Source organism: Nostoc mirabile CHAB5784, from assembly GCF_020829645.1.
In the GTDB taxonomy this organism is placed as follows: Bacteria; Cyanobacteriota; Cyanobacteriia; order Cyanobacteriales; family Nostocaceae; genus Nostoc; species Nostoc mirabile.
Window position 1 is genome coordinate 1 of the sequence record NZ_JAIVFS010000032.1, and the last position, 24,400, is coordinate 24,400.

Annotated in this window: 28 protein-coding genes; 12 read left to right on the forward strand and 16 right to left on the reverse strand. The window is 42.6% G+C overall.

All coding sequences use genetic code 11. The features are described 5' to 3' along the window. A partial coding sequence (locus LC653_RS20415) for a hypothetical protein (protein ID WP_229496700.1) occupies window positions 1–331 on the reverse strand: 331 nt, incomplete at its 3' end. 15 nt (window positions 332–346) lie between these two features. On the opposite strand from LC653_RS20415, the gene LC653_RS20420 reads away from it, so the two are divergent. Both LC653_RS20420 and LC653_RS20425 read left to right on the forward strand, forming a co-directional pair. Continuing rightward, window positions 347–775, forward strand: a complete 429-nt coding sequence (locus LC653_RS20420; protein ID WP_229496694.1) for a protein rep — start codon at window positions 347–349, stop codon at window positions 773–775. 2 nt (window positions 776–777) lie between these two features. Then, entirely contained in the window at window positions 778–945 is a 168-nt protein-coding gene (locus tag LC653_RS20425; RefSeq protein WP_229496602.1) for a hypothetical protein, read from the forward strand. Here the strand turns inward: LC653_RS20425 and LC653_RS20430 are convergent. Both LC653_RS20430 and pdxA read right to left on the reverse strand, forming a co-directional pair. Continuing rightward, window positions 928–1,185 (reverse strand): hypothetical protein, encoded by a 258-nt coding sequence (locus LC653_RS20430; RefSeq protein WP_229496603.1) that lies wholly within the window; start codon window positions 1,183–1,185, stop codon window positions 928–930. The two genes, LC653_RS20425 and LC653_RS20430, sit on opposite strands and share 18 nt — an antisense overlap. 39 nt (window positions 1,186–1,224) lie before the next feature. Beyond that, the gene (pdxA, locus tag LC653_RS20435) at window positions 1,225–2,316 is read right to left on the reverse strand and encodes a 4-hydroxythreonine-4-phosphate dehydrogenase PdxA (RefSeq protein WP_229496605.1); all 1,092 of its coding nucleotides are present in this window, start codon (window positions 2,314–2,316) and stop codon (window positions 1,225–1,227) included. Between the two features lie 208 nt (window positions 2,317–2,524). Between pdxA and petM the strand changes: the two genes are divergently transcribed. From petM to LC653_RS20465, 6 genes are all read left to right on the forward strand, one after another. Beyond that, a complete protein-coding gene (petM, locus tag LC653_RS20440; protein ID WP_118167852.1) occupies window positions 2,525–2,629 on the forward strand; it encodes a cytochrome b6-f complex subunit PetM in 105 nt (34 codons plus the stop codon). Window positions 2,630–2,916: 287 nt separating this feature from the next. Then, the gene (locus tag LC653_RS20445) at window positions 2,917–3,915 is read left to right on the forward strand and encodes an SDR family oxidoreductase (RefSeq protein ID WP_229496607.1); all 999 of its coding nucleotides are present in this window, start codon (window positions 2,917–2,919) and stop codon (window positions 3,913–3,915) included. Between the two features lie 131 nt (window positions 3,916–4,046). Next, window positions 4,047–4,964 (forward strand): NAD(+) kinase, encoded by a 918-nt coding sequence (locus LC653_RS20450; protein ID WP_229488707.1) that lies wholly within the window; start codon window positions 4,047–4,049, stop codon window positions 4,962–4,964. A gap of 339 nt (window positions 4,965–5,303) precedes the next feature. Continuing rightward, complete coding sequence (nblR, locus tag LC653_RS20455) at window positions 5,304–5,990, forward strand: response regulator transcription factor NblR (protein ID WP_229488708.1); 687 nt, start codon at window positions 5,304–5,306, stop codon at window positions 5,988–5,990. A 426-nt stretch (window positions 5,991–6,416) separates the two neighbouring features. Beyond that, window positions 6,417–6,923, forward strand: coding sequence for a DUF192 domain-containing protein (locus LC653_RS20460; protein WP_229496609.1), 507 nt, complete (start codon window positions 6,417–6,419; stop codon window positions 6,921–6,923). A gap of 506 nt (window positions 6,924–7,429) precedes the next feature. Next, entirely contained in the window at window positions 7,430–7,657 is a 228-nt protein-coding gene (locus LC653_RS20465) for a DUF2949 domain-containing protein (RefSeq protein ID WP_196527497.1), read from the forward strand. A 374-nt stretch (window positions 7,658–8,031) separates the two neighbouring features. On the opposite strand, the gene LC653_RS20470 is transcribed toward LC653_RS20465, so the two are convergent. The 6 genes from LC653_RS20470 to LC653_RS20490 all read right to left on the reverse strand — a co-directional run bounded on the left by LC653_RS20470 (window position 8,032) and on the right by LC653_RS20490 (window position 15,383). Then, entirely contained in the window at window positions 8,032–9,186 is a 1,155-nt protein-coding gene (locus LC653_RS20470; RefSeq protein WP_229496611.1) for a pyridoxal-phosphate-dependent aminotransferase family protein, read from the reverse strand. 1,713 nt (window positions 9,187–10,899) lie between these two features. Next, window positions 10,900–11,049, reverse strand: a complete 150-nt coding sequence (locus tag LC653_RS46870) for a hypothetical protein (protein WP_308189108.1) — start codon at window positions 11,047–11,049, stop codon at window positions 10,900–10,902. A gap of 10 nt (window positions 11,050–11,059) precedes the next feature. Then, window positions 11,060–11,245: a DUF5615 family PIN-like protein gene (locus tag LC653_RS46875; protein WP_308189109.1), complete on the reverse strand. Its 186-nt coding sequence runs from the start codon at window positions 11,243–11,245 to the stop codon at window positions 11,060–11,062. Window positions 11,246–11,248: 3 nt separating this feature from the next. Next, a complete protein-coding gene (locus LC653_RS20480; RefSeq protein WP_229496613.1) occupies window positions 11,249–11,575 on the reverse strand; it encodes a DUF433 domain-containing protein in 327 nt (108 codons plus the stop codon). A 178-nt stretch (window positions 11,576–11,753) separates the two neighbouring features. Then, window positions 11,754–14,402, reverse strand: coding sequence for a leucine--tRNA ligase (gene leuS, locus LC653_RS20485; protein ID WP_229496615.1), 2,649 nt, complete (start codon window positions 14,400–14,402; stop codon window positions 11,754–11,756). Between the two features lie 264 nt (window positions 14,403–14,666). Continuing rightward, window positions 14,667–15,383: an RNA-guided endonuclease InsQ/TnpB family protein gene (locus LC653_RS20490; protein ID WP_229496617.1), complete on the reverse strand. Its 717-nt coding sequence runs from the start codon at window positions 15,381–15,383 to the stop codon at window positions 14,667–14,669. A gap of 313 nt (window positions 15,384–15,696) precedes the next feature. Between LC653_RS20490 and LC653_RS20500 the strand changes: the two genes are divergently transcribed. Both LC653_RS20500 and LC653_RS20505 read left to right on the forward strand, forming a co-directional pair. Then, complete coding sequence (locus LC653_RS20500; RefSeq protein ID WP_100900714.1) at window positions 15,697–15,894, forward strand: hypothetical protein; 198 nt, start codon at window positions 15,697–15,699, stop codon at window positions 15,892–15,894. A gap of 109 nt (window positions 15,895–16,003) precedes the next feature. Then, window positions 16,004–16,459, forward strand: a complete 456-nt coding sequence (locus tag LC653_RS20505) for a gamma-glutamylcyclotransferase family protein (RefSeq protein WP_229496619.1) — start codon at window positions 16,004–16,006, stop codon at window positions 16,457–16,459. Window positions 16,460–16,472: 13 nt separating this feature from the next. Here the strand turns inward: LC653_RS20505 and sapG are convergent, their stop codons facing one another. The 3 genes from sapG to LC653_RS20520 form a co-directional block, all read right to left on the reverse strand. Continuing rightward, window positions 16,473–17,087, reverse strand: coding sequence for an anti-sigma factor SapG (gene sapG, locus LC653_RS20510; protein ID WP_229496620.1), 615 nt, complete (start codon window positions 17,085–17,087; stop codon window positions 16,473–16,475). 154 nt (window positions 17,088–17,241) lie between these two features. Then, a complete protein-coding gene (sigG, locus tag LC653_RS20515) occupies window positions 17,242–17,898 on the reverse strand; it encodes an RNA polymerase sigma factor SigG (protein ID WP_229496622.1) in 657 nt (218 codons plus the stop codon). A gap of 367 nt (window positions 17,899–18,265) precedes the next feature. After that, complete coding sequence (locus LC653_RS20520) at window positions 18,266–18,412, reverse strand: QAALIT motif small membrane protein (protein ID WP_229496624.1); 147 nt, start codon at window positions 18,410–18,412, stop codon at window positions 18,266–18,268. A gap of 663 nt (window positions 18,413–19,075) precedes the next feature. Between LC653_RS20520 and LC653_RS46880 the strand changes: the two genes are divergently transcribed. After that, entirely contained in the window at window positions 19,076–19,735 is a 660-nt protein-coding gene (locus LC653_RS46880) for a L,D-transpeptidase (protein ID WP_504828430.1), read from the forward strand. Between the two features lie 80 nt (window positions 19,736–19,815). On the opposite strand, the gene LC653_RS20530 is transcribed toward LC653_RS46880, so the two are convergent. The 3 genes from LC653_RS20530 to LC653_RS20540 all read right to left on the reverse strand — a co-directional run bounded on the left by LC653_RS20530 (window position 19,816) and on the right by LC653_RS20540 (window position 23,049). Further along, window positions 19,816–20,355, reverse strand: coding sequence for a late competence development ComFB family protein (locus LC653_RS20530; RefSeq protein ID WP_229496626.1), 540 nt, complete (start codon window positions 20,353–20,355; stop codon window positions 19,816–19,818). Window positions 20,356–20,476: 121 nt separating this feature from the next. Further along, complete coding sequence (locus LC653_RS20535; protein ID WP_372478202.1) at window positions 20,477–21,409, reverse strand: M23 family metallopeptidase; 933 nt, start codon at window positions 21,407–21,409, stop codon at window positions 20,477–20,479. Between the two features lie 947 nt (window positions 21,410–22,356). Then, complete coding sequence (locus LC653_RS20540; RefSeq protein ID WP_229496630.1) at window positions 22,357–23,049, reverse strand: DevA family ABC transporter ATP-binding protein; 693 nt, start codon at window positions 23,047–23,049, stop codon at window positions 22,357–22,359. On the opposite strand from LC653_RS20540, the gene LC653_RS20545 reads away from it, so the two are divergent. After that, on the forward strand, window positions 23,011–23,178 hold the full coding sequence (locus LC653_RS20545) for a hypothetical protein (protein ID WP_229496701.1): 168 nt from the start codon (window positions 23,011–23,013) through the stop codon (window positions 23,176–23,178). The two genes, LC653_RS20540 and LC653_RS20545, sit on opposite strands and share 39 nt — an antisense overlap. Window positions 23,179–23,216: 38 nt before the next feature. On the opposite strand, the gene devC is transcribed toward LC653_RS20545, so the two are convergent. Then, the gene (gene devC / locus LC653_RS20550; RefSeq protein WP_229496632.1) at window positions 23,217–24,383 is read right to left on the reverse strand and encodes an ABC transporter permease DevC; all 1,167 of its coding nucleotides are present in this window, start codon (window positions 24,381–24,383) and stop codon (window positions 23,217–23,219) included. Window positions 24,384–24,400 lie beyond the last annotated feature (17 nt).

Genomic DNA, 24,400 nt, shown 5'->3' on the forward strand with positions numbered 1-24,400 from the left:
GGCTACCTAGAACATCGAAGCAAAACACCAATTGGTATCCAGGTACTGTGGCGAGGTTGGTTAAAATTACACGACCTCTGTGAAGGTTGGCAGCTTGCAAAACAGACTTAACGGGAAAAGTCAGTTTCCACATCCCGTCAAAAGTCAGGTTGAGCGACAGCATTTGCTTGTTAAGCGACAGCATTTGCTTGTTGAGCGACAGCATTTGCTTGTTGAGCGACAGCATTTGCTTGTTAAGCGACAGCATTTGCTTGTTGAGCGACAGCATTTGCTTGTTAAGCGACAGCATTTGCTTGTTAAGCGACAGCATTTGCTTGTTAAGCGACAGCATTTACATATTTTGGCAATGGTGTCGCCTTCGTATTTCAGTCATGGCTATCTTTCTCATGCCAAATGGGTAGCGTTATGGCAGCAGTGCTTACGGATTGATTACCAGCCTGTTGTTCATACTAGCGCGATGTCTGGCGACAAGCCGCTTCGCGTCTACGCAAAGCATCATAACCCGTCACTACTTATCCCAGAAATTCTCAAGTATCAAGTGAAAGAGTCAGATTTGGTGGGTGATAGAGAATGGTTTTTAGAGTTAACCCGTCAACTGCATAAAAGTAGAGCGATCGCTGTTGGGGGTATACTCAGGCAGTATATGCGCGAATTAGAGGAGAAACACCAAGACCTCATTAATGAAAGTGAAGAGACAGATGAGGTGGATGGGGAAAGTTTGTTTTTCCAATGTGAGCGCAAGTTACAAAGATTTAATATAGATTGGGAAAAATAATAATGACTGATCCAAAGCCTATTCGTACAGTTCATCGGGGAAGAATATTCCCTGATATTCAGTGGTCAGAAGAAAAAAAATCTCAATGGAAAGCTCAACAAGAGGCTTTTTACCAACGCGGTAAAGTTATTTTTGACCAAGTTCAACCAGAGTTAATCAAAACTCACTAAAACTGGTACATGGCTGTTGAGCCTGAGAGTGGAGATTAATTCAAGATAATCGTAGGTTGGGTGGAACTTAAGTGTTACCCAACAAACCCGCGAAAATGTTGGGTTTCGTTCCTCCACCCAACCTACGCAGTTTATGGTTTTTGGCGCTAACTGAACTGTATTGCGTTCTAGTTCACGAATGGAGTTCCCAACAGCAATTATTTCAATATTGGTGATGTCTCCGATAATTTCAAAATTCAAGTAAGCATTACTCCTAGTAAATATTGCAACAAAAAACTTTTAACCACAACCCACCGCCAACCTTTGACTAACCAACTCAGCCGCTAAATGTATCGCTGCTTTCATACTCGTAGCATCAGCAATTCCCTTACCCGCAATATCAAATGCTGTTCCATGATCTGGTGAAGTCCGAACGAAAGGAAGACCAATAGAAGTATTAACTGCCCGATCAAACGCCATCAACTTCACAGGAATTAAGCCTTGGTCGTGGTAAAGTGCCAAGTAGCCATCAGCAGGATTTTGTACTAAAGAATTTCCATACCAAGCTTGACCAGGTTTAACCCACATCGTATCTGGTGGTATTGGCCCATCTAGCTGTAATTGTGGTCGTTTTTGCCGCTCTTGCTCTAACCAGGGAATTAGCCAATCTTGTTCTTCATGTCCAAGTTGTCCCTGTTCGCCACTGTGGGGATTCAAACCTGCGATCGCAATTCTCGCCTTTTTTATCCCAAAATCTTTCTCCAAACATTCCACCAGCAAATCCAATTTCTGTGTCAGCAACTGCGGTGTCAATGTATCGGCTACTTGACGTAGGGGAATATGTGTGGTAGCTAGTATTGCGCGGAGTATCCAATTAGTATGGGGCGATCGCGCTACAAATAACATCCCAAAACGGTCAACACCTGACTTTTGTGCCAAAAGTTCCGTTTGTCCTGGATAATTATATCCTGCGGCTTTCCAAGCAGATTTAGCGATCGGCCCTGTGACAATAGCATCAAATTTACCAGCCAGTGTTTGAGCGATCGCACATTCCATATACGCAAAACTAGCCGCACCACTGGCCGCATTACCTATTCCGGCGATAATTTGACCTTTAATTTCCCCATCCAACTGCACATCAATCACTGACAACTCGTCTGGATTTGCCAAAGGTGTTAAATTATCGATTAAATTCAGTTTGTGATAAATCTGTGCCAGCAAATCCCGGTTTCCCACCACTGTAACGTCATATTTTTTACTAATTTCCGGTTCTGCTAAAGCTTTCAAAATCACCTCCGGCCCAATTCCCGCCGGATCTCCCAGCGTCAACGCCAGACGCGGGCGATTATTTTTGCGAAAATTCACTAAATTATCTAGATTATTTTGATACATAAAATTTATTCATAATTATTATCATCAAAGTTTTTTCCCATCCCCTTGTTCTCCCGTTTTACAGTAGGGATTGCCCCCCAAACGAGTAGGGATTAGTTGCTAAACTAGTTTAAGATTATTTACACAGGTCTAATTCTACAGCAACAATTCAAGAGCTTCTGATAGACCTAGTTTACACACACTAATTTGCATAAGGAGAATCACACCAATGGGCGGCGAACTTTTGAATGCAGCTCTATTGTCCTTCGGTTTAATCTTCGTAGGCTGGGGCTTAGGCGCGTTGTTACTAAAAATTCAAGGCACAGAAGAATAATTGAGTGCTAAGAGACGCGATTAATCGCGTCTGTACAGGAGTTAGGAGACGCGATTAATCGCGTCTGTACAGGAGTTAGGAGTTATTATTCTCCCCACTCCCCACTCCCCACTCCCCACTCCCTTTTTGATCGAAATGAAAAAAAGCTTGTCCGTTTACCGGACAGCCATTTTCCTATGAGTCTGTCCATAACAAACGATTTTCTTAGAAAAGATGTAAAGTTTTGTTTGCATAGGTTATTCTGATAACATTCTTTTCATAAAACAATAAAATTTATTACAACCCTCATGACATTATTAATCGTCGGTGCCACTGGCACCTTAGGAAGACAAGTGGCTCGTCGTGCAATCGATGAGGGATATAAAGTACGCTGTCTTGTCCGAAGCAGTAAAAAAGCAGCTTTTCTCAAAGAATGGGGTGCAGAACTCGTACCGGGAAATTTGCGTTACCCCGATACCTTAGCGGAAGCTTTAGTTGGTGTAACCCAAGTTATTGATGCATCAACATCTCGTCCCACAGATTCACTGAGTATCAAACAAGTGGACTGGGACGGCAAAGTAGCATTGATTCAAGCAGCAAAAGCAGCAGGTGTAGAGCGTTTCATCTTCTTTTCAATATTAGATGCCGATAAATACCCAGAAGTGCCGTTAATGGAAATTAAGCGGTGTACAGAACTATTCCTGGCTGAGTCTGGCTTGAATTATACCATCTTACGGCTAGCTGGGTTTATGCAAGGATTAATTGGTCAGTACGGGATTCCCATTCTGGAATCACAGCCAGTTTGGGTGACTGGTAATTCTTCTCCCATCGCCTATATGGATACTCAGGACATTGCTAAGTTCGCAATCCGTGCATTGAGTGTGCCGGAAACGCAAAACCAAGCTTTTCCTGTAGTCGGTACTCGTGCCTGGAGTGCAGAAGAAATCATCAACTTATGCGAACGCTTATCTGGAAAAGACGCCAGAGTAACGCGGATGCCAATAACCTTGCTGCGTGCTGTGCGGGGCTTAATGCGGTTCTTTCAGTGGGGATGGAACGTTGCAGACAGGCTAGCATTTACAGAAGTATTGGCTAGTGGTAAAGAGTTAAATGCTTCAATGGATGAAGTATACACAGTTTTTGGCTTAGATCCGCAACAAACCACAACCCTAGAAAGCTATCTACAAGAGTACTTCAGCCGAATAATGAAGAAGCTCAAAGAGTTAGACTACCAGAAAAATAAAAATAAAAAGCAGAAACCTAAAAAAACTCCTTTTAAACAGTCTTCAAAAGCCAATAGTCAATAGTCATTACAAAATGGACATTAGTCATGAAACTCTAGACTCTGGATATTTGACTCTAGATTAATGACTACATGACCAAAATGTGTAAGGATTACATAATATATAGAGCATCGCCTAAACTTGGATATTTGAGTGTGCCGAAAGCAGGCATTATCTACAATGACGTTAAACCGATAGCGGGCCGTGTCGCTATCGAGTTGAAAGACAAGCTAACCACTGCCGGTTGGGATGTGTGTATCACATCAAGTATCGGTGGAATATTGGGCTACTCTAACCCGGAGAGTCCTGTATGCCACACCCCCATTGACGGTCTAACGCCCCCTGGTTTTGACTCAGATATGGAGTTTGCAGTGGTGTTAGGGGGAGATGGCACTGTTTTAGCAGCGTCTCGTCAGGTGGCCCCCTGTGGTATTCCACTGCTAACAGTGAATACCGGCCACATGGGATTTTTGACAGAAACCTTCCTGAATCAATTGCCCCAAGCACTAGAACAGGCAATGGCGGGTGAGTATGAAATTGAAGAACGAGCCATGCTCACCGTCAAAGTCTTTCGGGGAGATTCAGTGCTGTGGGAAGCCCTCTGCTTAAATGAAATGGTGCTGCACCGGGAACCTTTGACCTCTATGTGCCATTTTGAAATTGCCATAGGGCGTCATGCGCCAGTAGATATTGCAGCAGATGGTGTGATTGTTTCTACGCCTACTGGTTCTACAGCTTACTCATTGAGTGCTGGTGGCCCAGTTGTGACCCCTGGTGTACCTGCTTTACAGCTAGTACCCATTTGTCCCCATTCCCTAGCTTCTAGAGCATTAGTATTTCCAGATACTGAATCGGTCAACATTTACCCAGTCAACATTCCTCGGCTGGTAATGGTGGTGGATGGTAATGGAGGGTGCTATGTACTACCAGAAGATAGAGTATATATGGAGCGATCGCAATATAGTGTCCGATTTATTCGTCTGCAACCGCCTGAGTTTTTCCGAATTCTGCGAGAAAAATTAGGTTGGGGTTTACCACATATCGCTAAACCAACTTCGGTAGAATTGCCGTAGGTATTGGGCAGGAGGCAGGAGGCAGGAGGTAGAAGTTTTTGAATTTTGAATTGATTTCTCCCTCATCCCCCCACTCCCCACTCCCCACTCCCCACTCCCTACTCCCCAACTTACTGATTTCCTTCCAGAATTACTGGTGTAAGGATGGTATTTGGATTTAGTTATTAAGATTGCATCGGAGAATTAGATGGCTGACACCTGAACGTGCTAAAAGATTCTTAGCAGCGTGTCAAATCAGGATTGCTCCATCACTAAAAATTCGTAATTGCACTTTATAACTGATGTAAAGATTTTCTCTGGAATATCTTTACAATCCCAAATCCAATATCCCAAATTGTTATGACAGTTGCTCAAAGTCCCTGTGTTTTGGTGATTGAAACCGATGAGAGCCTAGCAAATCAGCTTTCTTGTGATTTGCAAGAAGCTGGTTATGAATCAATTTTGGCTCATGATGCGACTAGTGGTTTACAACACTGTCGCGATCGCCAACCTGCTTTAATTGTTTTAGACCGGATGCTAGCAGGAGAATCAGGACTCTCATTGTGCAAAAATCTCAGAAGCACTGGTATGCGATCGCCTGTATTAATTTTAATGGCAAGGGATACAGTCGATGATCGTGTAGCTTGTCTAGAAGCTGGAGCCGATGATTACATCCTGAAGCCTTATCGCTCAGAAGACTTTTTGAAGTTGATTCGGCTCTACTTAAAACCTGATGTGGATACCACGGAGCAGTTACGCTTTGGGGATCTGATTTTAGATATAGCAACTCGCCGTGCCATACATAGCGGACGGGCAATTGACTTGACAATGAAAGAATTTGAACTATTAAAATTCTTAATGGAACATCCCCGTGAGGTGTTAACCCGCGAACAAATTTTAGAAAATGTTTGGGGTTATGACTTTCTGGGTGAGTCGAATGTAATTGAAGTGTACATCCGCTACTTGCGGTTAAAAATTGAAGATGAAGGACAAAAGCGCCTCATTCAAACGGTGCGAGGCGTAGGGTACGTTTTGAGAGAATCCTAGTACACTGTGGTGGAAGTTTACAAGAGAAGGCAGGAGGCAGGAGGCAGGAGGAAAGAAGTATTAATGAAAACTTTAGTTGTCGGTTTAGAGCCGCACTAGTATATTTCGACTACGCTCAATAACAAAAAAGATTGTGTCGATAGCGCAGCGTAAAGCCTTCTCTACGAGACGCTGCGCGTAGCTTGCTTCCACGAAGTGGTACGTCATGGCAACGCTATGAGCGAGTCAGACGCTACGTCGCTAACGCAACGCTTACGAGCGTCGCGAAAAGTGCCACGAGGTACAAAGCGTCCTTGCTTCAATCCTACCTCTATAACGTGTGGATTCCTCCTGCCCCCTGCCTCTTGAGGGGACGAATAAAAGCCGTGAGTTTTCTAGCTTAAATTCTGTAAAATTGAAATCTAAATTACAAAATCAAAAATAATTATGACTCATCGGCTAAGTTTGCTCTCAATGTTGCTGAGTATTTTACTGATGGGCTGTTCTGTGCCAACAACAGCTAAACCTCCCAGCCCCACCTCTGCTTCTCAAACTCCAGCACCACAGAGCTTAGGTCAAAAACTACCAATTTCTGCTAAAGCCATTGTTCCTAATGGCACAATCATTCAGTTAGAAGTGACGCAGACACCACAACAGCAAGCTATGGGGTTGATGTATCGACCAGCTTTGCCAGATGACCGGGGGATGTTGTTTGGGTTCCCTTCACCACAACCAGTTAGTTTCTGGATGAAGAATGTACCTGTGCCCTTGGATATGGTATTTTTACAAAACGGAGTCGTTAAATATATTCAGGCTGCTGCACCTCCTTGTGCAACTGAGCCTTGTCCTACCTATGGGCCCAATACACCAATCGATAAGGTGATTGAACTTCGCTCTGGCAGAGCTGCCGAGTTGAAGTTGAAAGTGGGCGATATTATCAAAATTGAGCCTTGAGACTTCGGTGCTTTACGGGGATAAAGATTTGGATGGTTGCTCTGTTCAGAGTCTATACTATCGGAATCTATGTTTTTTTTGTAAAAAATGGCACGTCCTATGGTAAAAATTCATCTGTAAGGCTACTATTTAAAAACTGTGGTAATAATGTAAAATTCTACTGTCTCCAACCTGAAATCGCAGTCTTCAGGTTTGGCAAAAATATTCCCTTGGGCGCAAGTGTAAATAGTCGCCAATAAGAGAGTATAGGCTATGGAATCTTTGTTACTACATGTGTAATTAAATAACGCACAAAAGTAAACAAAATGGAGCCAATTTAACTAAGTAAAAATACTGCTTGAGAATTGAGCAGATAATTTGTAGGAAAATTTCTATTTTTCAGAGTTTCTATGAGAAGCCTTTGTTAAAGGCAAATCAAAAAAACTCTGCTGGGGTGTATAGCCGATAACGGCAAAGTGACAGATAAAATACTGGCTACTGGCTACCGAGCAATAGTGAACTGATATATGACAATACATTCTGCACAAGGAGGTGAGACACAAATGTCACCATCAAAATATTCTCGACTGATTAATTTTTTGCAAGAAGATTTGGCAATTTCCACAGCATCGCTGGCGGTGGCACTTCGGCATCGGGAGCAAGATCCAGGCCCTTTGGCAATGATTCTTTGGCAGTATGGTTTGATTACTCTAGAGCAGTTAGACCAAATTTATGATTGGCTGGAAACGGCATAGGTCATAATAATTTTGGATTTTGGATTTTGGATTTTGGATTTTGGATTTTGGATTTTGAATTTTAAATTAAAAGTCTTTACCAAAAGACTGTTATCAGAATCTGAAATAATACTATTTATACCAATTCAGTATCATGTTAAGTTGCCAAAATTAGTCTTGTTTGGTCTCAAATAAGCTATGCGACTGTCTTCAGAGCAAATAATACTATTTAGAGCAACTTGGTATAATTTATGAAAACTGGGCATATAACATCCACTCTACCTTGTGCAAAAGTTGTATAGGTTTATTAACTTTGGCGGTTTCTACTCATTTATATACAAATTAAAAGAGCGAGTTAAATTATCAACTCGCTCTTTTGATTTAATGCTCAGTACTCAAGACTGACTAAATACTTTAACTGCTGCCGCTATACCAGATCCAGGGGTGAAGTCTTCGTAGCCAAGTTCTCTTAGGGTAACTTCTAAGGATGCTATACAGCTAAGAATATCGCGATCGCTCACAAAGCCCAAGTGACCAATGCGGAAAATCTTATTACTCAAATGGTCTTGACCACCTGCTAGGGCAATATCAAAGCGTTTTTTCATCAATGACCGAATCTTATCCGGTTCAATTCCTTGTGGTGCTACAGCCGTAATCGCCGGACTAGCGGAACTATCTGCTGCAAACAGGGGTAAATTTAACCCTTGAATGGCGGCGCGGGTAGCATTTTTCAGCCGTTCATGTCGAGCAAATATTGATTCCAAGCCTTCCTCTTTCATGATTCGCAACGTGGTGTGTAACGCTACAATCAAGTTCACAGGCGGAGTAAAGGGAGTTGTATTTTTGGCTGTGGCTTTGCGATATTTACCTAAGTCCAAATAATATTTCGGTAGCTTCGCAGTTTTGTAAGCTTCCCAAGCTTTGGGGCTGACAGAGACAAAACCCAATCCCGGCGGAATCATATAACCTTTTTGGGAACCGGAGGCGACTATATCCAAGCCCCAAGCATCCACAGGTAGATTGAACGCACCCAAGCTAGTGACAGCATCAACGATAATTAAAGCTTCACCGTGTTCTTTGACGTGGCGGTTGATGCTTTCTAAATCATTCAAAACACCCGTCGAGGTTTCGCTGTGGGTAATGATTACGGCTTTAATTTGCTTTTGAGTATCTGCTTGAAGTTTTTCGGCGAATACTGCGGGGTCTAAGGGTTTTCCCCATTCCACCTTAACTTCTTCTACATTCAAACCATAGGCTTGACCTATTTCTACCCAGCGTTCGCCAAATTTACCATTAGAACCAACTAAAATGCGATCGCCTGGAGAGAGAAAATTAATTATTCCAGCTTCTACAGCACCCGTACCACTGACATTCAGCGTTAGCACATCACTTTGAGTTTGGTGCAGCCACTTGAGGTTTTCCGTCACCTCTGCCAATATGTTGCTAAATTCACTGGTGCGGTGTCCAATTGGGTGCTTGGCTAATGCCAGTAAGGCAGCTTCTGGCACCGGGGTTGGGCCTGGAATCATTAGCATCAGCTTATCGTTCATGTGTGTATCCTAAAAGTAAAATAAAAGTCAAAATTGTGGGAAGTTGGTTAAGTTCTGGTAGCAAATCCTAGATATTCATCTACAAATTGCACTCAGCTCGTCACCAGCCTTGTTGTATATTTTCCAAATTCATAGGAAAAGGATCGTGGGAGTTAACAATCGGTCAGCTTGACCTTTGCAATTTATACGAGATTCCAACTCAGATAAAACCTCTGTTCCAGGCAATCTTACCACACACCTAGACGCCAGGTTAAGGCGTTTGCTCGTAGGAGAGCGGCTATTTTAACCAAAGGTGAAACATCTATCTAGATGAGGCACAGGTATAATAAATTCTTAAATTTTACCCATAATCCGCCTCTGTTGTTTTTATATAAACACGCTGAATCTTTTGAATATCACGGGAATCGTCAGTGAAAAAGCTGTGTTTTGCTTCAACGAAGGAAGTAACCGCCTACACTATGCGGAAGGATTGGATGTCGCCGTTTGCTAAGAGATAGAAGATACCTAACCCAAACTTTTCAATCGGCTTGGGTCGAGCATTTGTTCTTGGTTTGCCATCTTTTAAAGAATACTTTTATCTATTGAGGATCTGATAATTTATTCCTCTCCAAATCGCTTCGATGTCAATATTAAAGGCTTATCTGGCTTACTCGATGGCGATTTTCTACTGATGCTTTCCGGTTCATTTGCTGCCAATTTTGAGATAATTATGCTGCTACTTGCTGCACATTTTGAAACTGTACTCAGTGGTAGGCGATAGCGGGGATAGCTAATAAACTATAAGTTTTTATACTATACTTACAAAATTGCTACAATCGTGCTTAGTCTTGTTAGTTACCATTCATAATGAGTCGTTTTTAACTAGTGTTCAGTTCATAAACTGTCACTCACCAGATCCCCGGTATTCTTGCAAAAGAGATATTCTTAGTTAGTGCAAGGAGTGATACCATTTCACCACATGTTTGTCACAAGTTATCCTCGCAATGCTCCCTGATAAGGGGGCGTTGCAGATTTCAAATGTTGCATCAAACGAGTGAGTTGGTATAAGCTTTTACGGGGAAACGCTTGAGTGAGCAAAACTCTCAAGCGTTTTTTCGTGTATAATAGGACTTACGCAAAAACCTCTCAAACTCTTATTCCTCCGTGTCGCGCCAGTTGCTACCCTGCGGGAACGCTAAGAGCGAACAAGTCGGGGAACCCGCCCAACGCACTGGCTTCTCTGCGTCCTCTGTGGTTCGATTTTCCGTTCCTTGTGCGTAAGTCCTGTATAAATAAAACAGTTCAACTTTTTGGAAGATAATACAGATGTTTTTAAATACACATATACCAGAAAAGTAAACTACGTTATAAAAATTGTTTCAACACATACTTGATGACCAAATAATTACTAATTCGTAATGACGCTCGTTCCTCGCTACCGCTACGCTAACGTAATTCGTAATTAAAGGTACAGAGCAACTAACTAAAGTTTATGGAGACAAATAAATTTATTCCTTATTTCAGAGCAAGCGACTTCAGTCGTGGGGTAATAATTACGAATTACGAATTATAAATTACGAATTATTTTGACTTTAGCATTTGTGCATTCCATCAAAACTTTTTAACCAATTCTGTGGCTTTAAATCCCCCGGTTCTAACAAGCCGCAAGTATGTTAGCCGGGGTCTAAATCCCCGTTCCAAAACTTAATTACGAATTACGAATTACGAATGATTTTAAGTGACTGAACGTACCACACGAATTAGTTTTCCTTGCAACGGTTGTTCTGCTGTCACAGCTTCATCTATCCGTGCTGCAAACTGTTCCCAATTACGATTGTTCGTGCAAACAATAATACCGAAGTGGTTAGAATCACGACGATGCAAACGGATAAAATCAACTCTGTTGATAGTTATATAATATTGAGCGTTCTTGACTTATGGCAAATGCTAGTACTTCCTCATCAGGTATACCTTGGTCTGCATTTCCTGCTTCTTGAACTGTCAAAACATTATGCCCCAAAGCGCGTAATAATTCCACAACTGGAAACGGAAACTGCTCATCTGCGTAAAACCGTACCATCGACTAGGCAACCTCATTACGCTCAATTGCCAATTCGATTTCATCGGGATGAGCTTCTGCATATACCCAAGCATTAACTAAATCTGTAGCTGTAATGGTTGGATAGCTCGTCAAAAGGTCAGCATCACTATATCCAAGACGGCGAGCTTCCACAAGTACCCAAACGGGAATACGAGTTTTAGCGATGCAAGCCTCTCCACCACAGACTCTAGGAGTTTTTTCAATTCCTTGCCAATTGTTGACGAGACTTTGAGCAAGTAAATGTATAGCCTGCAATTTTTCACCAGAACTGAGGGCAAGAAGTTGTTGTTCTAACTCTTTGAGTGTCACGGATGTAAATCCTCTGATGTTTTATCAGGCTATATTTACAATTTTATCGATTGCTAAGTACAACATTTCATTAATAATTCGTAGCGAATTATCTGCGTGCCTACCCTGCAGGAAGGCGAAGTGCATCTGCATTGAAATTTCAACCCTCAATTCGCCACGATTTTAGGCAAAGCTGTACTTAGCTAACTACAAAATTCACCAACTTTCCAAGCACCACAATTACCTTTTTAATCTCTTTACCTTCGATGTAACGCTGAGCGACTTCTGATTCACGGGCATACTTCTCCTGTGCTGCTGCATCTGATTGCGCTGGTACTTGAATTGCGCCGCGAGTTTTGCCATTGATTTGAATCACTAAAGGAATTTCATCAGCTACCAAAGCAGCCGGGTCAAATGATGGCCAAGTTTGAGTGTGAACTGAATTACTTTCACCCAATAAATGCCACAATTCATCAGCAATGTGTGGTGCAAAGGGTGCTAGCAATACCACCAAAGTCCGAATACCTTCTGCGTAAATTGGTGAATTTTTCCCGTCAGCATCAGTTAGGGCGTTACTTAACTTCATCAATTCTGAAATAGCTGTGTTGAATTGATATTCGTCTTCCACGTCTTCTGTCACCGCTTGAATAGCCGTGTGAATCGCCCGCCGCAATTCCTTTTCTGCCTTAGTTAAATCAGCGAGTTGGGCTTGCTTACGGGATACCCCAGCAGCAATATAATCTGTTACCAAAAGCCAAACCCGATTTAAAAAGCGGAATTGTCCTTGCACATCGGCTTCATCCCATTCCAGGTCTTTTTCTGGCGGTGCTTTGAATAAGATGAACATCCGCGCTGTATCTACACCATATTTGGCAATTACATCTTCTGGTGCTACACCGTTGCCCTTTGATTTAGACATGGTGGCGTAGAGATGTTGCAATGGTTCACCTGTCTGGGGGTCACGAGGGTCAGCAGAATTTACCAGATTAGAAGGAATCCATTTATCTTTGCCGCCCTTGTTGGGATTTAGGTAAGTTAGACCCTGTACCATACCTTGAGTTAACAGGCGTTGGAAGGGTTCATCAAAGTTTAACAAACCGCGATCGCGTAGTACCTTAGTAAAGAACCGCGAATACAACAAATGTAAAATCGCGTGTTCAATCCCACCTACATACTGATCTACTGGCATCCAGTCGTTAATTTTACTGGAATCAAAAACCTGTTGTTCATTTTTAGCATCAGGGAAGCGCAAGAAATACCACGAGGAATCAATAAAAGTATCCATCGTGTCGGTTTCCCGCTTTGCAGGAGTGCCGCAAGTTGGACAAGGCACATTTACCCAGCTTTCCAACTGAGTTAAAGGTGAACCACCACGCCCAGTAAATTCCACCTCTTCTGGCAACTGGACTGGTAAATCTTTATCAGGCACTGGCACTATCCCACAGTTGGGACAGTGAATTACAGGTATTGGTGCGCCCCAGTAACGCTGCCGCGAAATTAACCAATCCCGCAAGCGATATTGCACTCGCACTTTACCAAAACCTTGTTGTTCGGCGTATTCAATTATCGCTTGTTTAGCATCTGTGGAAGCCATACCAGTAAAAGCCCCAGAATTAATTAAAATTCCTGGTTCAGTGTATGCCTGGTTATATTCAATTTGGATGAGTTGTGTGACTTCATTAATCTCTGATGTTGGAGTTAAGTCAAAACCTGCAACATCATCTGGGGAAGCGATGACAAAATCAATTGGCAAATCGTAATTTTTGGCAAACTTAAAATCCCGGACATCGTGCGCTGGTACACCCATCACTGCCCCAGTACCATACTCATACAGTACATAGTCAGCAATCCAAATCGGCACTTCTTCCCCTGTAAATGGGTTAATTGCCACCCCACCTGTGGAGATACCCCGCTTAGGTTTGTCTTCAGAGGTACGTTCCAACTCACTTTGATTGGAAACCTCTTTAATAAAAGCTTCTACGGCTGCTTGTTGTTCTTTTGTGGTAACACGCTTTGTTAAGGGATGTTCTGGTGCTAACACTAGGTAACTGACACCATAAACGGTATCTGGACGTGTGGTGTACACGCCGATCTTTTCATCTATCCCAATGATGGGAAATTCCAAGTAAGCGCCTGTGGATTTGCCAATCCAGTTTGCCTGCATCAATTTAACGCGTTCCGGCCAACCTGTTAACTTATCCAAGTCATTGAGTAATTCTTCGGCGTAATCGGTAATCTTGAAAAACCACTGCCGCAACAATTTGCGCTCAACTATTGCGCCACTGCGCCAGGAACGTCCTTCGTTATCAACTTGCTCGTTTGCTAATACAGTTTGGTCAATGGGGTCCCAGTTTACTGCTGCTTCTTTTTGGTAAGCTAACCCCGCTTGCAAAAACTGCAAGAAAATCCATTGTGTCCACTTGTAATAATCTGGTGAACAGGTAGCAAGTTCACATTCCCAATCAATGGATAAACCAAGACGCTGCAACTGTTGCCGCATCTGGGCCATATTCTGATAAGTCCACTTTGCTGGCGGTACACCACGGTCAATGGCGGCGTTTTCTGCTGGCAAGCCAAAGGCATCCCAACCCATTGGATGTATTACTCGATACCCTTGCATTCGTTTAAGGCGGGCAATCACATCGGTAATCGTATAATTACGGACGTGACCCATGTGTAGGCTGCCCGATGGATAAGGGAACATGGAAAGAGCGTAGAATTTTGGCTTGTTGTTAGCTGTAGGTGTTTTATCTAAGCCAAGTTCTACCCATGTTTTTTGCCATTTTTCCTCAATCGCTGTTGGGTTATATCGAGAATCAACAGAATCACGTATTTCCAATGGTTTCATGCCTGTTACACTTTACTTCTACTAATTTTCTAGTATTTGATCCTTACTAGTACATTTGAGCCACTATCTTGAGGGAATTATCTGTCTAGTAATTTTCTAATTTAATTTACAAAATCAATTTACTATTTCTTTCTACCGTTATATAAAACTTAACCAAAGCTACCTAAACCACACTCTTACGAGAAGATTATAAAGACCTTTGGTGTTTACTTCCTACTTCATCCTGGAGATGTCGGCATCAACCAGTCCATAGGCTAACATCACCTAACTGGTGACTTTTGACAAATTCACTGCGGCGTTTAAGTCACGATCCATAACAAAACCGCAATGCTCACAGCTAAATACTCTTTCACTTAAAGAAAGTGTTTCTTTTTTAGTTCCACAATTTGAGCAAGTTTTAGAGCTAGGAAACCATCTATCAGCGACCACGAGCTTTGAACCGTAAAGTTCGCACTTATAAGTCAACTGACGGCGAAATTGAAAAAACGACATATCAGCGATCGCCTTGGACAGTTTGTGGTTAGCCATCATGCCCGACACATTGAGATTCTCGATTACTACTGTGCCGTGGTTCTTGGCAAGCAGGGTGGTGAGTTTATGCAATGAGTATGAGCGGATATTTCTTATTTTGGCGTGTAGTTTAGCTATCTGTATCTGTGCCTTTTTCCAGTTGGCTGAACCTATTATCTTATGACGATGCAGCCATTGCATCCTAGAAAGTTTCGCTTCATACTTTTTGTAGGATTTTGCGCCGATGAATATCTCCCCAGTTGAAAGGGTTGCTAGTACCTTGATTCCAAGATCCACCCCGACAATGCTTGTCTTTAGAGATTGCTGTTGCTCAACATCAAATCTAAAACTAATAAACCATCTGTCCGCAATTCGAGATATTGATACTGACTTGGGATTTAGTTGTGGCAATCGCTCATAAGTTTTCAAAATCCCAATCTTGGGGACTTGAATTTTATTGGTTCCAATCACCTTGATCGCGCCCTCAAGAGTAAAGCGGTCGCGTAGTCCTCTTTTCTTAAAGTTTGGTATGCCATTAAGGTGACAATCCAACTAGTTTTGTAGCCTCCATTCCCGGTAGGCTTTAATCCGTAACGCCTACATAAGTCTCTCAACTCACTGGTGGTTTTGATTTCGAGTTCTGACCGTGTGAACATAAAATAGAGTTACCCATTTGTAAAAGTGGTATCGGTGGTGAACCATTTCCAAGGATGACAGCACCACCGATTTAAAATCATATTTACTCGCTTCCACGTAGATCAAGCTATATTTACATCTCTCAACAATGGCTAATCCTAAAGGAAACCCAGAAAATTTAAAAAAATTTACTACTGACAGAGAGGAGCCACTGACCGAGAAAATGAATATACGCATGACTAAGACAATGAAAGAGGAAGTGCAGCAACAAGATAACCCTCCTGAATTTTGTAGAGAAGCTATTCAAGAGAAGTTAGACAGGAATAAGGGCAAGAGTAGTACTTAATTGCTTAACTATTAATCTGAGTAAATAAAAATACCTCTAGAATTAATATCTAGAGGTATTCACTATGATAAGTTTTTATTGCTGTCGATTCAGATGGTAAAAATAGGCGATGGCTGAATCAAATATAAAATTTTCTGATTTGGTGCGGGTTTTTGTTTACGGCACACTCAAACCCGGTGAAGCTAACTATAAAAGATACTGTGCTGGCAAAGTAGTTGATTTCAAAAGAGCCTTTGTACAAGGCAAATTGTTTGCTTTGCCAATGGGCTACCCAGCGATGACGCTAGGGGATAGCCAAGTTCACGGATATTTACTCTCTTTTTCCAACCCAAGGATTTTAAATGAGCTAGATGTGCTGGAAAATTACCAGCCCAATAGACAACCACCAGAAAACCTCTATAATCGGCAAATTATCGAGGTTTATGAGCCACAGTCGCTCTCTTATAGTTGGGCTTGGGTTTATTTGATGACTCTAGACCGAGTTGAGCAATTAGGAGGCTTCCTCCAACCTGACGGCTGGTGGAGTGGCTGTGGTTTAACCGCAAAGTACAGTTACGATCTGTGAATTGTTAATGCAATTAGTTTATGTCCTGTTTGGAGTCGTGGCGTTGCGGCTGCACCGGATAGATTGGATTTTCTGGAGAAGCTACTGCTGCTTTAGGAATTTCAATTACCGGGTTATTTAGTCCCACCATCAACGGGGAAGGTGGAATTATAGACGCTGAAGATGTTTGTATCGGTTCTGTTTGTGGTCGTTGTGCCAGTTGGGGCGCTCTCGAACCAATAGGTACTAAACCAGATACTGCACCGATTACACAAGCAGCAACGGCTGCACCTCCCGCCATCCAGTTCAAACGGGAACGGCGGCGCAAACGTGTCAAAACTTGCTGAACTGTTGCTTCTGGTGACTGTTGGGCTGTTGGCACTGGGAGAGTCCGCAAGCCTTGGCGCAGCTTTATAAGTCGGGCATACAAGAATTGAACTGAGGCATCATTTGCCAGCCATTCTTCTACTTGCCTGCGTTCGGGGGCTGTGACTTCACCATCGAGATAAGCACTCAATAACTCGAAGCGATCGCGCTTCACCATATCCATAAGACCCGTTGATTCATTGGTATGATTGGCCATTCCGTCTGACAAATCTTGAGGAAGTTGCAAAGGAGAACGGTCGTAAAACTGAGAATCAGTAGTCATCTTAACATTATTACCAATTCATACACGGCTAAACTGGGCGGTAAATTCGGATAAATTAACCAATTTTCCTCCTCAGGGCAGAAGCGATCTACGTTGTGGGAATTCTTAATCTATGCTTAAATTCTGCCATTGGGCAGAGGCAAGATACTGTAAATTATGAATCTAGATAATTCTGCAAGTGAGCTTGCAGCCTCGTTCTAGCTCTGGCTATTCTTGACTTCACAGTTCCTAAGGAAACTCCAGTGATTTCGGCAATTTCTTCATAAGCCATGCCTTCGATTTCTCTGAGGACAATGGTAGTACGAAAAACTTCTGGTAAATCCGCGATCGCTTCTCGCAGTTGCTCGTAAAATTCTCTAGTTGTCAGTTCTTCTTCAGGGCCGGGAGTATCGCCAGCGATTTCCCAATCCATCTCGCCGTCCTCTAACGAACGGGGAGCATCCAGTGACAAAGGACTCATAACCCGCTTGCGTTTCCGCAACTCGTCATAAAACAAGTTGGTGGCAATGCGGCTTAACCAGCCCCGAAATTTGGCAGGCTCTTGTAATCGGTTAATATTCCGATACACTCGAATCCAAACTTCTTGAGCCAAATCGGCTCTGTCAGCCCAATCTGGAGCCAGGTGGTATAGAACTCTATCAACTTGACTTTGATAGCGGTGTAATAGTTCTGCAAACGCAACACGATCTGGTCGCAGTCCCGCTTGACAGCGCAAAATTAAATCGTGGTTAGGGAGTTTGTCAACTTGCACTGATGCTTCTGGATACTTTGCATCAACCGTTGACCAGGATACAGTGATCGACTGACTCATAGATCGTACTGGCTCTAAATCATCCCTATCTATTAGACCTGCTAATGGGACAGAAGTTCCATGCTAAGGTGACGGATTTCTGACTGGAACACTGAGGCAGACAATTTTGGCTACATTTATAGCAATAAGGAGAGCCACTTTTTCCTTATACTGCTGGCATAGCTGCCCAAGACCCATTAACTAATAAAGGCGCAGCAATATGCACATTTTTGTACTTTTCGCAACTGGGTATATACGCTTGATAAAAATAATTAAATCTGGTTATAAGGATAAAGATAAAAATTTTGTAATTCAAGCTTCTTGATACCTTTCAAGTTAAGGTATTAATTTCTGGAAGTTGGGTTGCTACGGTGACTATAATGGTAATTTATTTTTTTGGTTTTGTTACCAGAATTGTTGATTGTTCTGGTTGTGAACCGTAGGTAGCACCATTATGTTGCTCTAGTACGCGAACTTGAAAAAGGAAATTGAGGGAAAATGTAATTGTGACTGCTAAGAATAGTTTTTCAAACATGGTTTTTCTCCCATCCACACCACTAATAATTGATTGCTACATTTCAAAAGTTGCACCAGAAAGTCCAAGTATTGGCTTACAACCCCCAGAACTTTGGAGAAATGAGGTTGGTCACTTGGAGTTTTGCTGCTGGGACATGCATAGTCTTAGTTTGCCCAGAGGTGTTGGCAGATTTATAACGGAAATGATAAGTATTGATAAATTTTTGATAATCGGATGATGAACTCATCCAATTGCTCGGCTGGATATGTCAGGGATAAACAATAGGCGATGGCAATGGTAAGAAATGAATCTGTAGGGCGGATGGTAATGTTGCTCTGTTTTGGCACAGCATTTTTATCTTTAGCTGTCCATTGGCGCATTACTACGGCAGAACGGCAGTCTGATAAGTCTGCATCTACTGCGATGCGGCGAGATTCTACCCTAACCAATCCTAAGGGAAGCCGCTCAGAGGGAGTCTACAAGAATCTTTCCCAAGTGAGTTTAGGGGAAATTGCACTGGGTGCATCTGTGCCACCTGATGAAGCCACCCAAGGCTCAACTGCCCAAAAGGTGTTTACACCAAAGTCCTCTGCTATTAAGCCTCAAACTAAGTCGAAAATAATTAAGAAGAATCTAGCGAAGGCAACTACTCGGAGGGCTTCTACACTCAAGTATTCTGCTCTGAAGTCTCAAACTAAGTCGAAAATAATTAAGAAGAATACAGCGAAGGCAACTACTCGGAGGGCTTCTACACTCAAGCCTTCTACTATTAAGCCTCAAACGCAGCCCCAAAAAAACATTAAGAATAATGTAGCTAAAGCAACCGAACTACTAACTAAGACGCGGCTGGTGGCGCAAGCAGAAAGACAAAATCCAGTTGCAGAGAGTTGGCCAAAAGGTCTATGGTCTCAGGCTTCAGCCCAACAAGTACCATCTAATAGGGTAGCAGATGCCAAGACGCAAGTGATGGTTGATTTAAGCGATCGCCGTACTTATGTATACGCAGAAGATGAGGTTATAGCCAGCTACCCAATCGCTATAGGTAAGAAAGGTTGGGAAACGCCCACAGGTTCTTTCCAGGTGATTCACATGCGACACTATCCAATTTGGCGTCACCCGATTACAGGCAAAGTATTTGAGGCTGGTACAGATAGTCCCTTGGGAGACAGATGGATTGGTTTTTGGTCAGATGGGCGGAATGAAATTGGCTTTCATGGCACGCCGGAAATTGACCTGGTAGGAACGGCTGTATCCCACGGCTGCTTAAGAATGCGTAATTCTGATGTTCGATTGTTATATGAGCAAGTGAGTTTAGGGACAATAGTGTTAGTGCGTGATTAATTATAGAGTCATTAGTCATTAGTCCTTTGTCGTTTGTTTTAAACAAATGACCAATGACCAATGACCAATGACTCTTAAAATTATAATTTTTGCTCAAAGTTAGGTGCGTATGTTTGGAGTAAAGCACTAACTTGGCGTACAACCTCATTTCCAGTGTTTTTACCCAAAGCTTGCCGTTCTGGGAAGAAATTGGGTCGATCAAGGTAACGGTTAATCGCCTCATTTACTTGCTGAGAAATTAAGTCTTGCAGTTGTGCCTGAGCCGTTTGGCGCTGGAAGTTAGCACCTTCTTCTGTAGTAGCATATAAAGGTGGTAGCCTGTTGAGGGCGTAAGCAGCAATATCGCCGACATCTAGAGAACTTTCGCTGGTGGCTTCAATTTCTGCAACTCGTGCGATCGCTTCCGTCAGTACCAATTCTTCCATAACGTTAATGAATTGTTTGCGAGGTACCGCCACTACCTCACCAGTCAATAGCGAACCCATCAGCCGATCCAGCGCCATATACTCTTCAATTGAGAGTTCCGAGGCGTTGTCACATATTCTACCGACTTCTGCTTCCATTGCTGGTGTCAAATAACCATCCTGGAGAGCTTGTTCTACAATTTTTTCGATGCTCATAATGCTTATCATCATTTATGTTAGCCAAGCAAGGTAGGGACGGTATCAATCCAATTTATTTTGTGTAATTCTCAGCAAACAAAACACAAATTATGCACAGACGCGATTAAGTCCGCCTCTACTAGTTAACGATCTTAGTTCGCCAAGGTGTTGGGTCAACAGATTGCCCGTTGACATACAGACCCCAGTGCAAGTGCGGCCCCGTAGAAGCACCTGTTGAACCTACTGCGCCAATTAGTTGACCAGCTTTCACAAAATCACCTTCTTTGACGTTAATACGACTTAGGTGCATGAAAATACTGGTTACTCCTTGACCGTGGTCAATGCCAACTACGTTACCGTGTACCCTAAACCCTTGGGATACCCTACCTACCAAAGCAACTCGCCCAGGGGCTGGGGCAATTACGGATGAACCGGCAGCACCAGCGTAGTCAAGACCACGATGATAGTAGTCCTTTGCAAATGTACCATTATAGTAGCGACGTACACCATAGGTTGTACTCATCCGCCCTGCATTTGGCTTCAGAAATATTCCATTCCAATACTTTTTTGGTGTTTGTAGTGCCTTGAAAGCTGCCACACGCTTAAGTTCATGCTCTGTGGCATCCACTCCGGCTTTGCCAGGTGGCAAAGTAATGCGTTGTACGGGGAACTTGCGATTAAGCACATTCACTGCCAAGTTTTGTACTTGACCATCCCCTGTAACCCGAAGTGTTCTAGTTCCAGCTTTTTCTAGCGGAGTTGTGGGAACAAAAGCCCGATACTGATTGGGGGCAATTTCAAAGGCTGAGTACGTATTCTTACCACTAGCTACTGTTGGATTTGTACTATTATCGGGATTATCTAGATTAATCTCTACCGAAAGCGTATCCCCTAGTTTAGGATTAGTTGGAGTCACCTTTACTTGTAAAGCTTCTACAGGCAATGCGAAGGTGAGAGGGAGAACAGCAAATATTCCCTTTAACATATTTATTGCACGGCGATTGGCTGTCAAACTCTTGACATCAAAACCGAGCAACTTCTTGTTTGAACTACTAGCGCTATTCTCAATCATCATAGAGCTACAAAAATCCCTTGCTTGTGTTGCAAAATAGACTAGCTTATTTCTACTAGTGTTTTCTGTTTGAAGTAGATGTTGTTGAAAACCATAAATATTGGGAAATCCGTCAGTGACTTATGGAGAGGACAAAGGCAGGGGGTAAGAGATAAGGGAGAATGATTTGTAACTGTAATGGAGTGAATTGGTATTAACTTTAATAATCAAGGTGTATTACATTGGTAATGAGCTTAAAATTTAACTAGATTAATGGCAAAGATGCTCTTATGACTTGCCATAGGTATCATTTATTAGGCAACAAAAGAGACCTGTTGGGCTTTAACCATTAGATAATAATACTTGAAGAAATTCTTGGAATCAACTGGACACTTGTTCAACTGGACACTCATACTACACTGTTAGGTTAAAGTTGGTGTAGGTAAATCACCCAACCCAGGTAAACCAAGGGTAAGGGGAAAGTGTGAGAAATAACCTAAAAAATTTGGGAAAAGCTAGATTTAGTTAGCTGTTGAGCATTTAATTTTCACAACTAGGGTGGGCATCTTGCTCACCCTATCATAGATTTTATTGATATATGTATAAATTATTTTTATAACTTACGCATTGACAAGAAATACCAAATGTTATCTAAGGTTAAAAACCATATCTTTCGTAAGGGCACAGCAATGCTGTGCCCCTACAGCATGGTCTATTTACGATCGCAGATAATTAAGAAAAGCCTGAAAACTTCCTCAAGATAGGTAATGCAGATCACGATGCATTTGTACAGTGCGTAAGTCCTAATTTCTAGGATTTTCAGTTTATCTAATCCTTAATGCTCGTTTATACCTCGTAACAGATATTACTAATGTTGATATGGGGTGTCGGGTGTAAAATAACAGTGATTTTACCTAAAATTTTCTCATTCCGAGTTGAGAAGCTCGATTAATAAAGGCTTATCAACTCTAAGCTGATAGTTTTACTTTTGGCTTGAGTTTGCCATCTTCCATGTGAACGATGCGATCGGCAATATCTAGGATGCGGTTGTCATGAGTAACCATCAAGATGGTACAGCCTTGTTCTTTTGCCAGTTTTTGCATGAGATTGACTACATCTCGTCCCGATTGACTGTCAAGGGCGGCGGTGGGTTCATCGGCTAGGATTATTTGAGGATGACTAACTAAGGCACGAGCAATCGCTACTCTTTGTTTTTGTCCCCCAGACAGTTTATCAGGATAGTAATGCAAATGATTTCCTAATCCTACGTGTTCTAGCATTTGGGCTGACCTAGCTAGCATCTTTTTTAAGCCAAGATGTTTATGCAATTCCAAAGCCATTTTGACGTTTTGGAGTGCTGTTAAACTACCATGCAAGTTATGTGATTGGAAAATATAACCGTTACGGCGTCGCGCCTGTACTAGTTGTTCAGTACTAGAGCCACAAAGTTCTCGTCCCAATACCCGCAAACTACCAGATTGGGTAGAACGTAATCCACCTACTAAGGTCAGCAAGGTAGTCTTTCCAGAACCAGAGGGCCCAGTCATAATAATAATTTCACCGGCGTTAATCTCCAAGTTGATGTTAGATAAAACTTGCTTACGGAGTGAGCCTTGACCAAAATGGTGGTCGAGATTCTGGATGGAGATGACGGGAAGCATATTTGGGGAGTGGGGAGTGGGGAGTGGGGAATGGGGAGTGGAGACGCGATTAATCGCGTCTGTACAGGAGTTAGGAGTGGAGACGCGATTAATCGCGTCTGTACAGGAGTTAGGAGTTACGAGTTGTAAAAATTTTTCCCTATTCCCTATTCCCTACTCCCCTAGTTTTAAAACATGTCAGCGGGGTCGGTGGCTTGGAGCTTGCGGGTGGCGATCGCACCGGAAATTGCACACATAATGATAGTCAGCACTAATACCTGCAATGCTCGAATCGCAGTCATGTACATGGGCAAATTTGTGGCACTGCGAGTCAGTTGGTAAAGTGCTAAGGATACTCCTAATCCGGGTAAGAAACCCAGCGCTGCCAATATCAACGATTCTTCAAGTACCACACCTAGCAGGTAGTAATTGCGATATCCCATTGCTTTGAAGGTGGCGTATTCCCGAACGTGGGCATTAACATCGGTGGAAAGGACTTGATAGACGATAATCACGCCCACCACAAAGCCCATCGATACACCCAGGCTGAAGATAAAGCCAATTGGGGAATTTGTTCTCCAGAAGTTATTTTCAAATTCAATAAATTCGGCGTGGGTTAAGACTCTGACATCATCTTTTAGGTAGGCTTTCAATATTGCTGCTACCTTTTTCGGGTCATAACCTGGTTTTACCTTTATCAAACCTAAACTGACACTGCTGGACTGTCGCCCAGAAAATAGCCGCAAAAAGTTTTGATCGCTGGTAATCAAATTGCCATCAGAACCAAAGGAAGCCCCGACTTGAAATAAGCCACTAATGGTAATTGTGCGCCGTTCTATTTCGGTGGTTAGGGTTTTACCTTGGTCAATTTGAGCGATCGCTTTTTGATAATCTCCTCTAGCACCACGATCAAACAAGACAGCACCTGGTAGCTTGATTGTCTGCAATTGCTGGTTAACGTCTGGTAAGTTAAAGGCTGGCTTATCTGGATTAAACCCAATAACTAACACCCCCGTCTCGCGGTGTGTTTGGGGATTTTTCCAGATTGTGTTGTTGAAATACATTGGTTCTGCTGACTTCACCCCTGGTATATCCATTGCTTGGTAAAGTCGCCGCCGAGAAAATGTAGACAAGCTTGGCAAGTTACGGGCTTGAGGACTGGTTAAAACAATGTCTGCTTGCAAACTGCGATGCAGTCTAGTGTTACTGTCATACAGCGCAGTCTGAAAGCCCAGTTGCATGAACATGAGAAGATCCGCAAAGGCAATCCCTGACAATGCCACTAAAAGACGGCTTTTTTCATGATTCAGTTGCAGCCATCCAAGAGGGGTTCGCCGTCGCAGTTGTTTAATCACATTATAAGAAGGGGGAG

Excerpts from the sequence above, each read along its gene's own strand:
- LC653_RS20535 (WP_372478202.1), bottom strand. The coding sequence starts at position 21,409 with ATGATTGAGAATAGCGCTAGTAGTTCAAACAAGAAGTTGCTCGGTTTT.
- LC653_RS20465 (WP_196527497.1), top strand. The coding sequence starts at position 7,430 with ATGACAATACATTCTGCACAAGGAGGTGAGACACAAATGTCACCATCA.
- LC653_RS20425 (WP_229496602.1), top strand. The coding sequence starts at position 778 with ATGACTGATCCAAAGCCTATTCGTACAGTTCATCGGGGAAGAATATTC.
- LC653_RS20470 (WP_229496611.1), bottom strand. The coding sequence starts at position 9,186 with ATGAACGATAAGCTGATGCTAATGATTCCAGGCCCAACCCCGGTGCCA.
- LC653_RS20540 (WP_229496630.1), bottom strand. The coding sequence starts at position 23,049 with ATGCTTCCCGTCATCTCCATCCAGAATCTCGACCACCATTTTGGTCAA.
- LC653_RS20445 (WP_229496607.1), top strand. The coding sequence starts at position 2,917 with ATGACATTATTAATCGTCGGTGCCACTGGCACCTTAGGAAGACAAGTG.
- leuS (WP_229496615.1), bottom strand. The coding sequence starts at position 14,402 with ATGAAACCATTGGAAATACGTGATTCTGTTGATTCTCGATATAACCCA.
- LC653_RS20530 (WP_229496626.1), bottom strand. The coding sequence starts at position 20,355 with ATGAGCATCGAAAAAATTGTAGAACAAGCTCTCCAGGATGGTTATTTG.
- LC653_RS20500 (WP_100900714.1), top strand. The coding sequence starts at position 15,697 with ATGGCTAATCCTAAAGGAAACCCAGAAAATTTAAAAAAATTTACTACT.
- sigG (WP_229496622.1), bottom strand. The coding sequence starts at position 17,898 with ATGAGTCAGTCGATCACTGTATCCTGGTCAACGGTTGATGCAAAGTAT.
- LC653_RS20520 (WP_229496624.1), bottom strand. The coding sequence starts at position 18,412 with ATGTTTGAAAAACTATTCTTAGCAGTCACAATTACATTTTCCCTCAAT.
- LC653_RS20420 (WP_229496694.1), top strand. The coding sequence starts at position 347 with ATGGTGTCGCCTTCGTATTTCAGTCATGGCTATCTTTCTCATGCCAAA.
- LC653_RS46875 (WP_308189109.1), bottom strand. The coding sequence starts at position 11,245 with ATGGTACGGTTTTACGCAGATGAGCAGTTTCCGTTTCCAGTTGTGGAA.
- pdxA (WP_229496605.1), bottom strand. The coding sequence starts at position 2,316 with ATGTATCAAAATAATCTAGATAATTTAGTGAATTTTCGCAAAAATAAT.
- LC653_RS20505 (WP_229496619.1), top strand. The coding sequence starts at position 16,004 with ATGGCTGAATCAAATATAAAATTTTCTGATTTGGTGCGGGTTTTTGTT.
- LC653_RS20545 (WP_229496701.1), top strand. The coding sequence starts at position 23,011 with ATGGTGGTCGAGATTCTGGATGGAGATGACGGGAAGCATATTTGGGGA.
- nblR (WP_229488708.1), top strand. The coding sequence starts at position 5,304 with ATGACAGTTGCTCAAAGTCCCTGTGTTTTGGTGATTGAAACCGATGAG.
- sapG (WP_229496620.1), bottom strand. The coding sequence starts at position 17,087 with ATGACTACTGATTCTCAGTTTTACGACCGTTCTCCTTTGCAACTTCCT.
- LC653_RS20460 (WP_229496609.1), top strand. The coding sequence starts at position 6,417 with ATGACTCATCGGCTAAGTTTGCTCTCAATGTTGCTGAGTATTTTACTG.
- petM (WP_118167852.1), top strand. The coding sequence starts at position 2,525 with ATGGGCGGCGAACTTTTGAATGCAGCTCTATTGTCCTTCGGTTTAATC.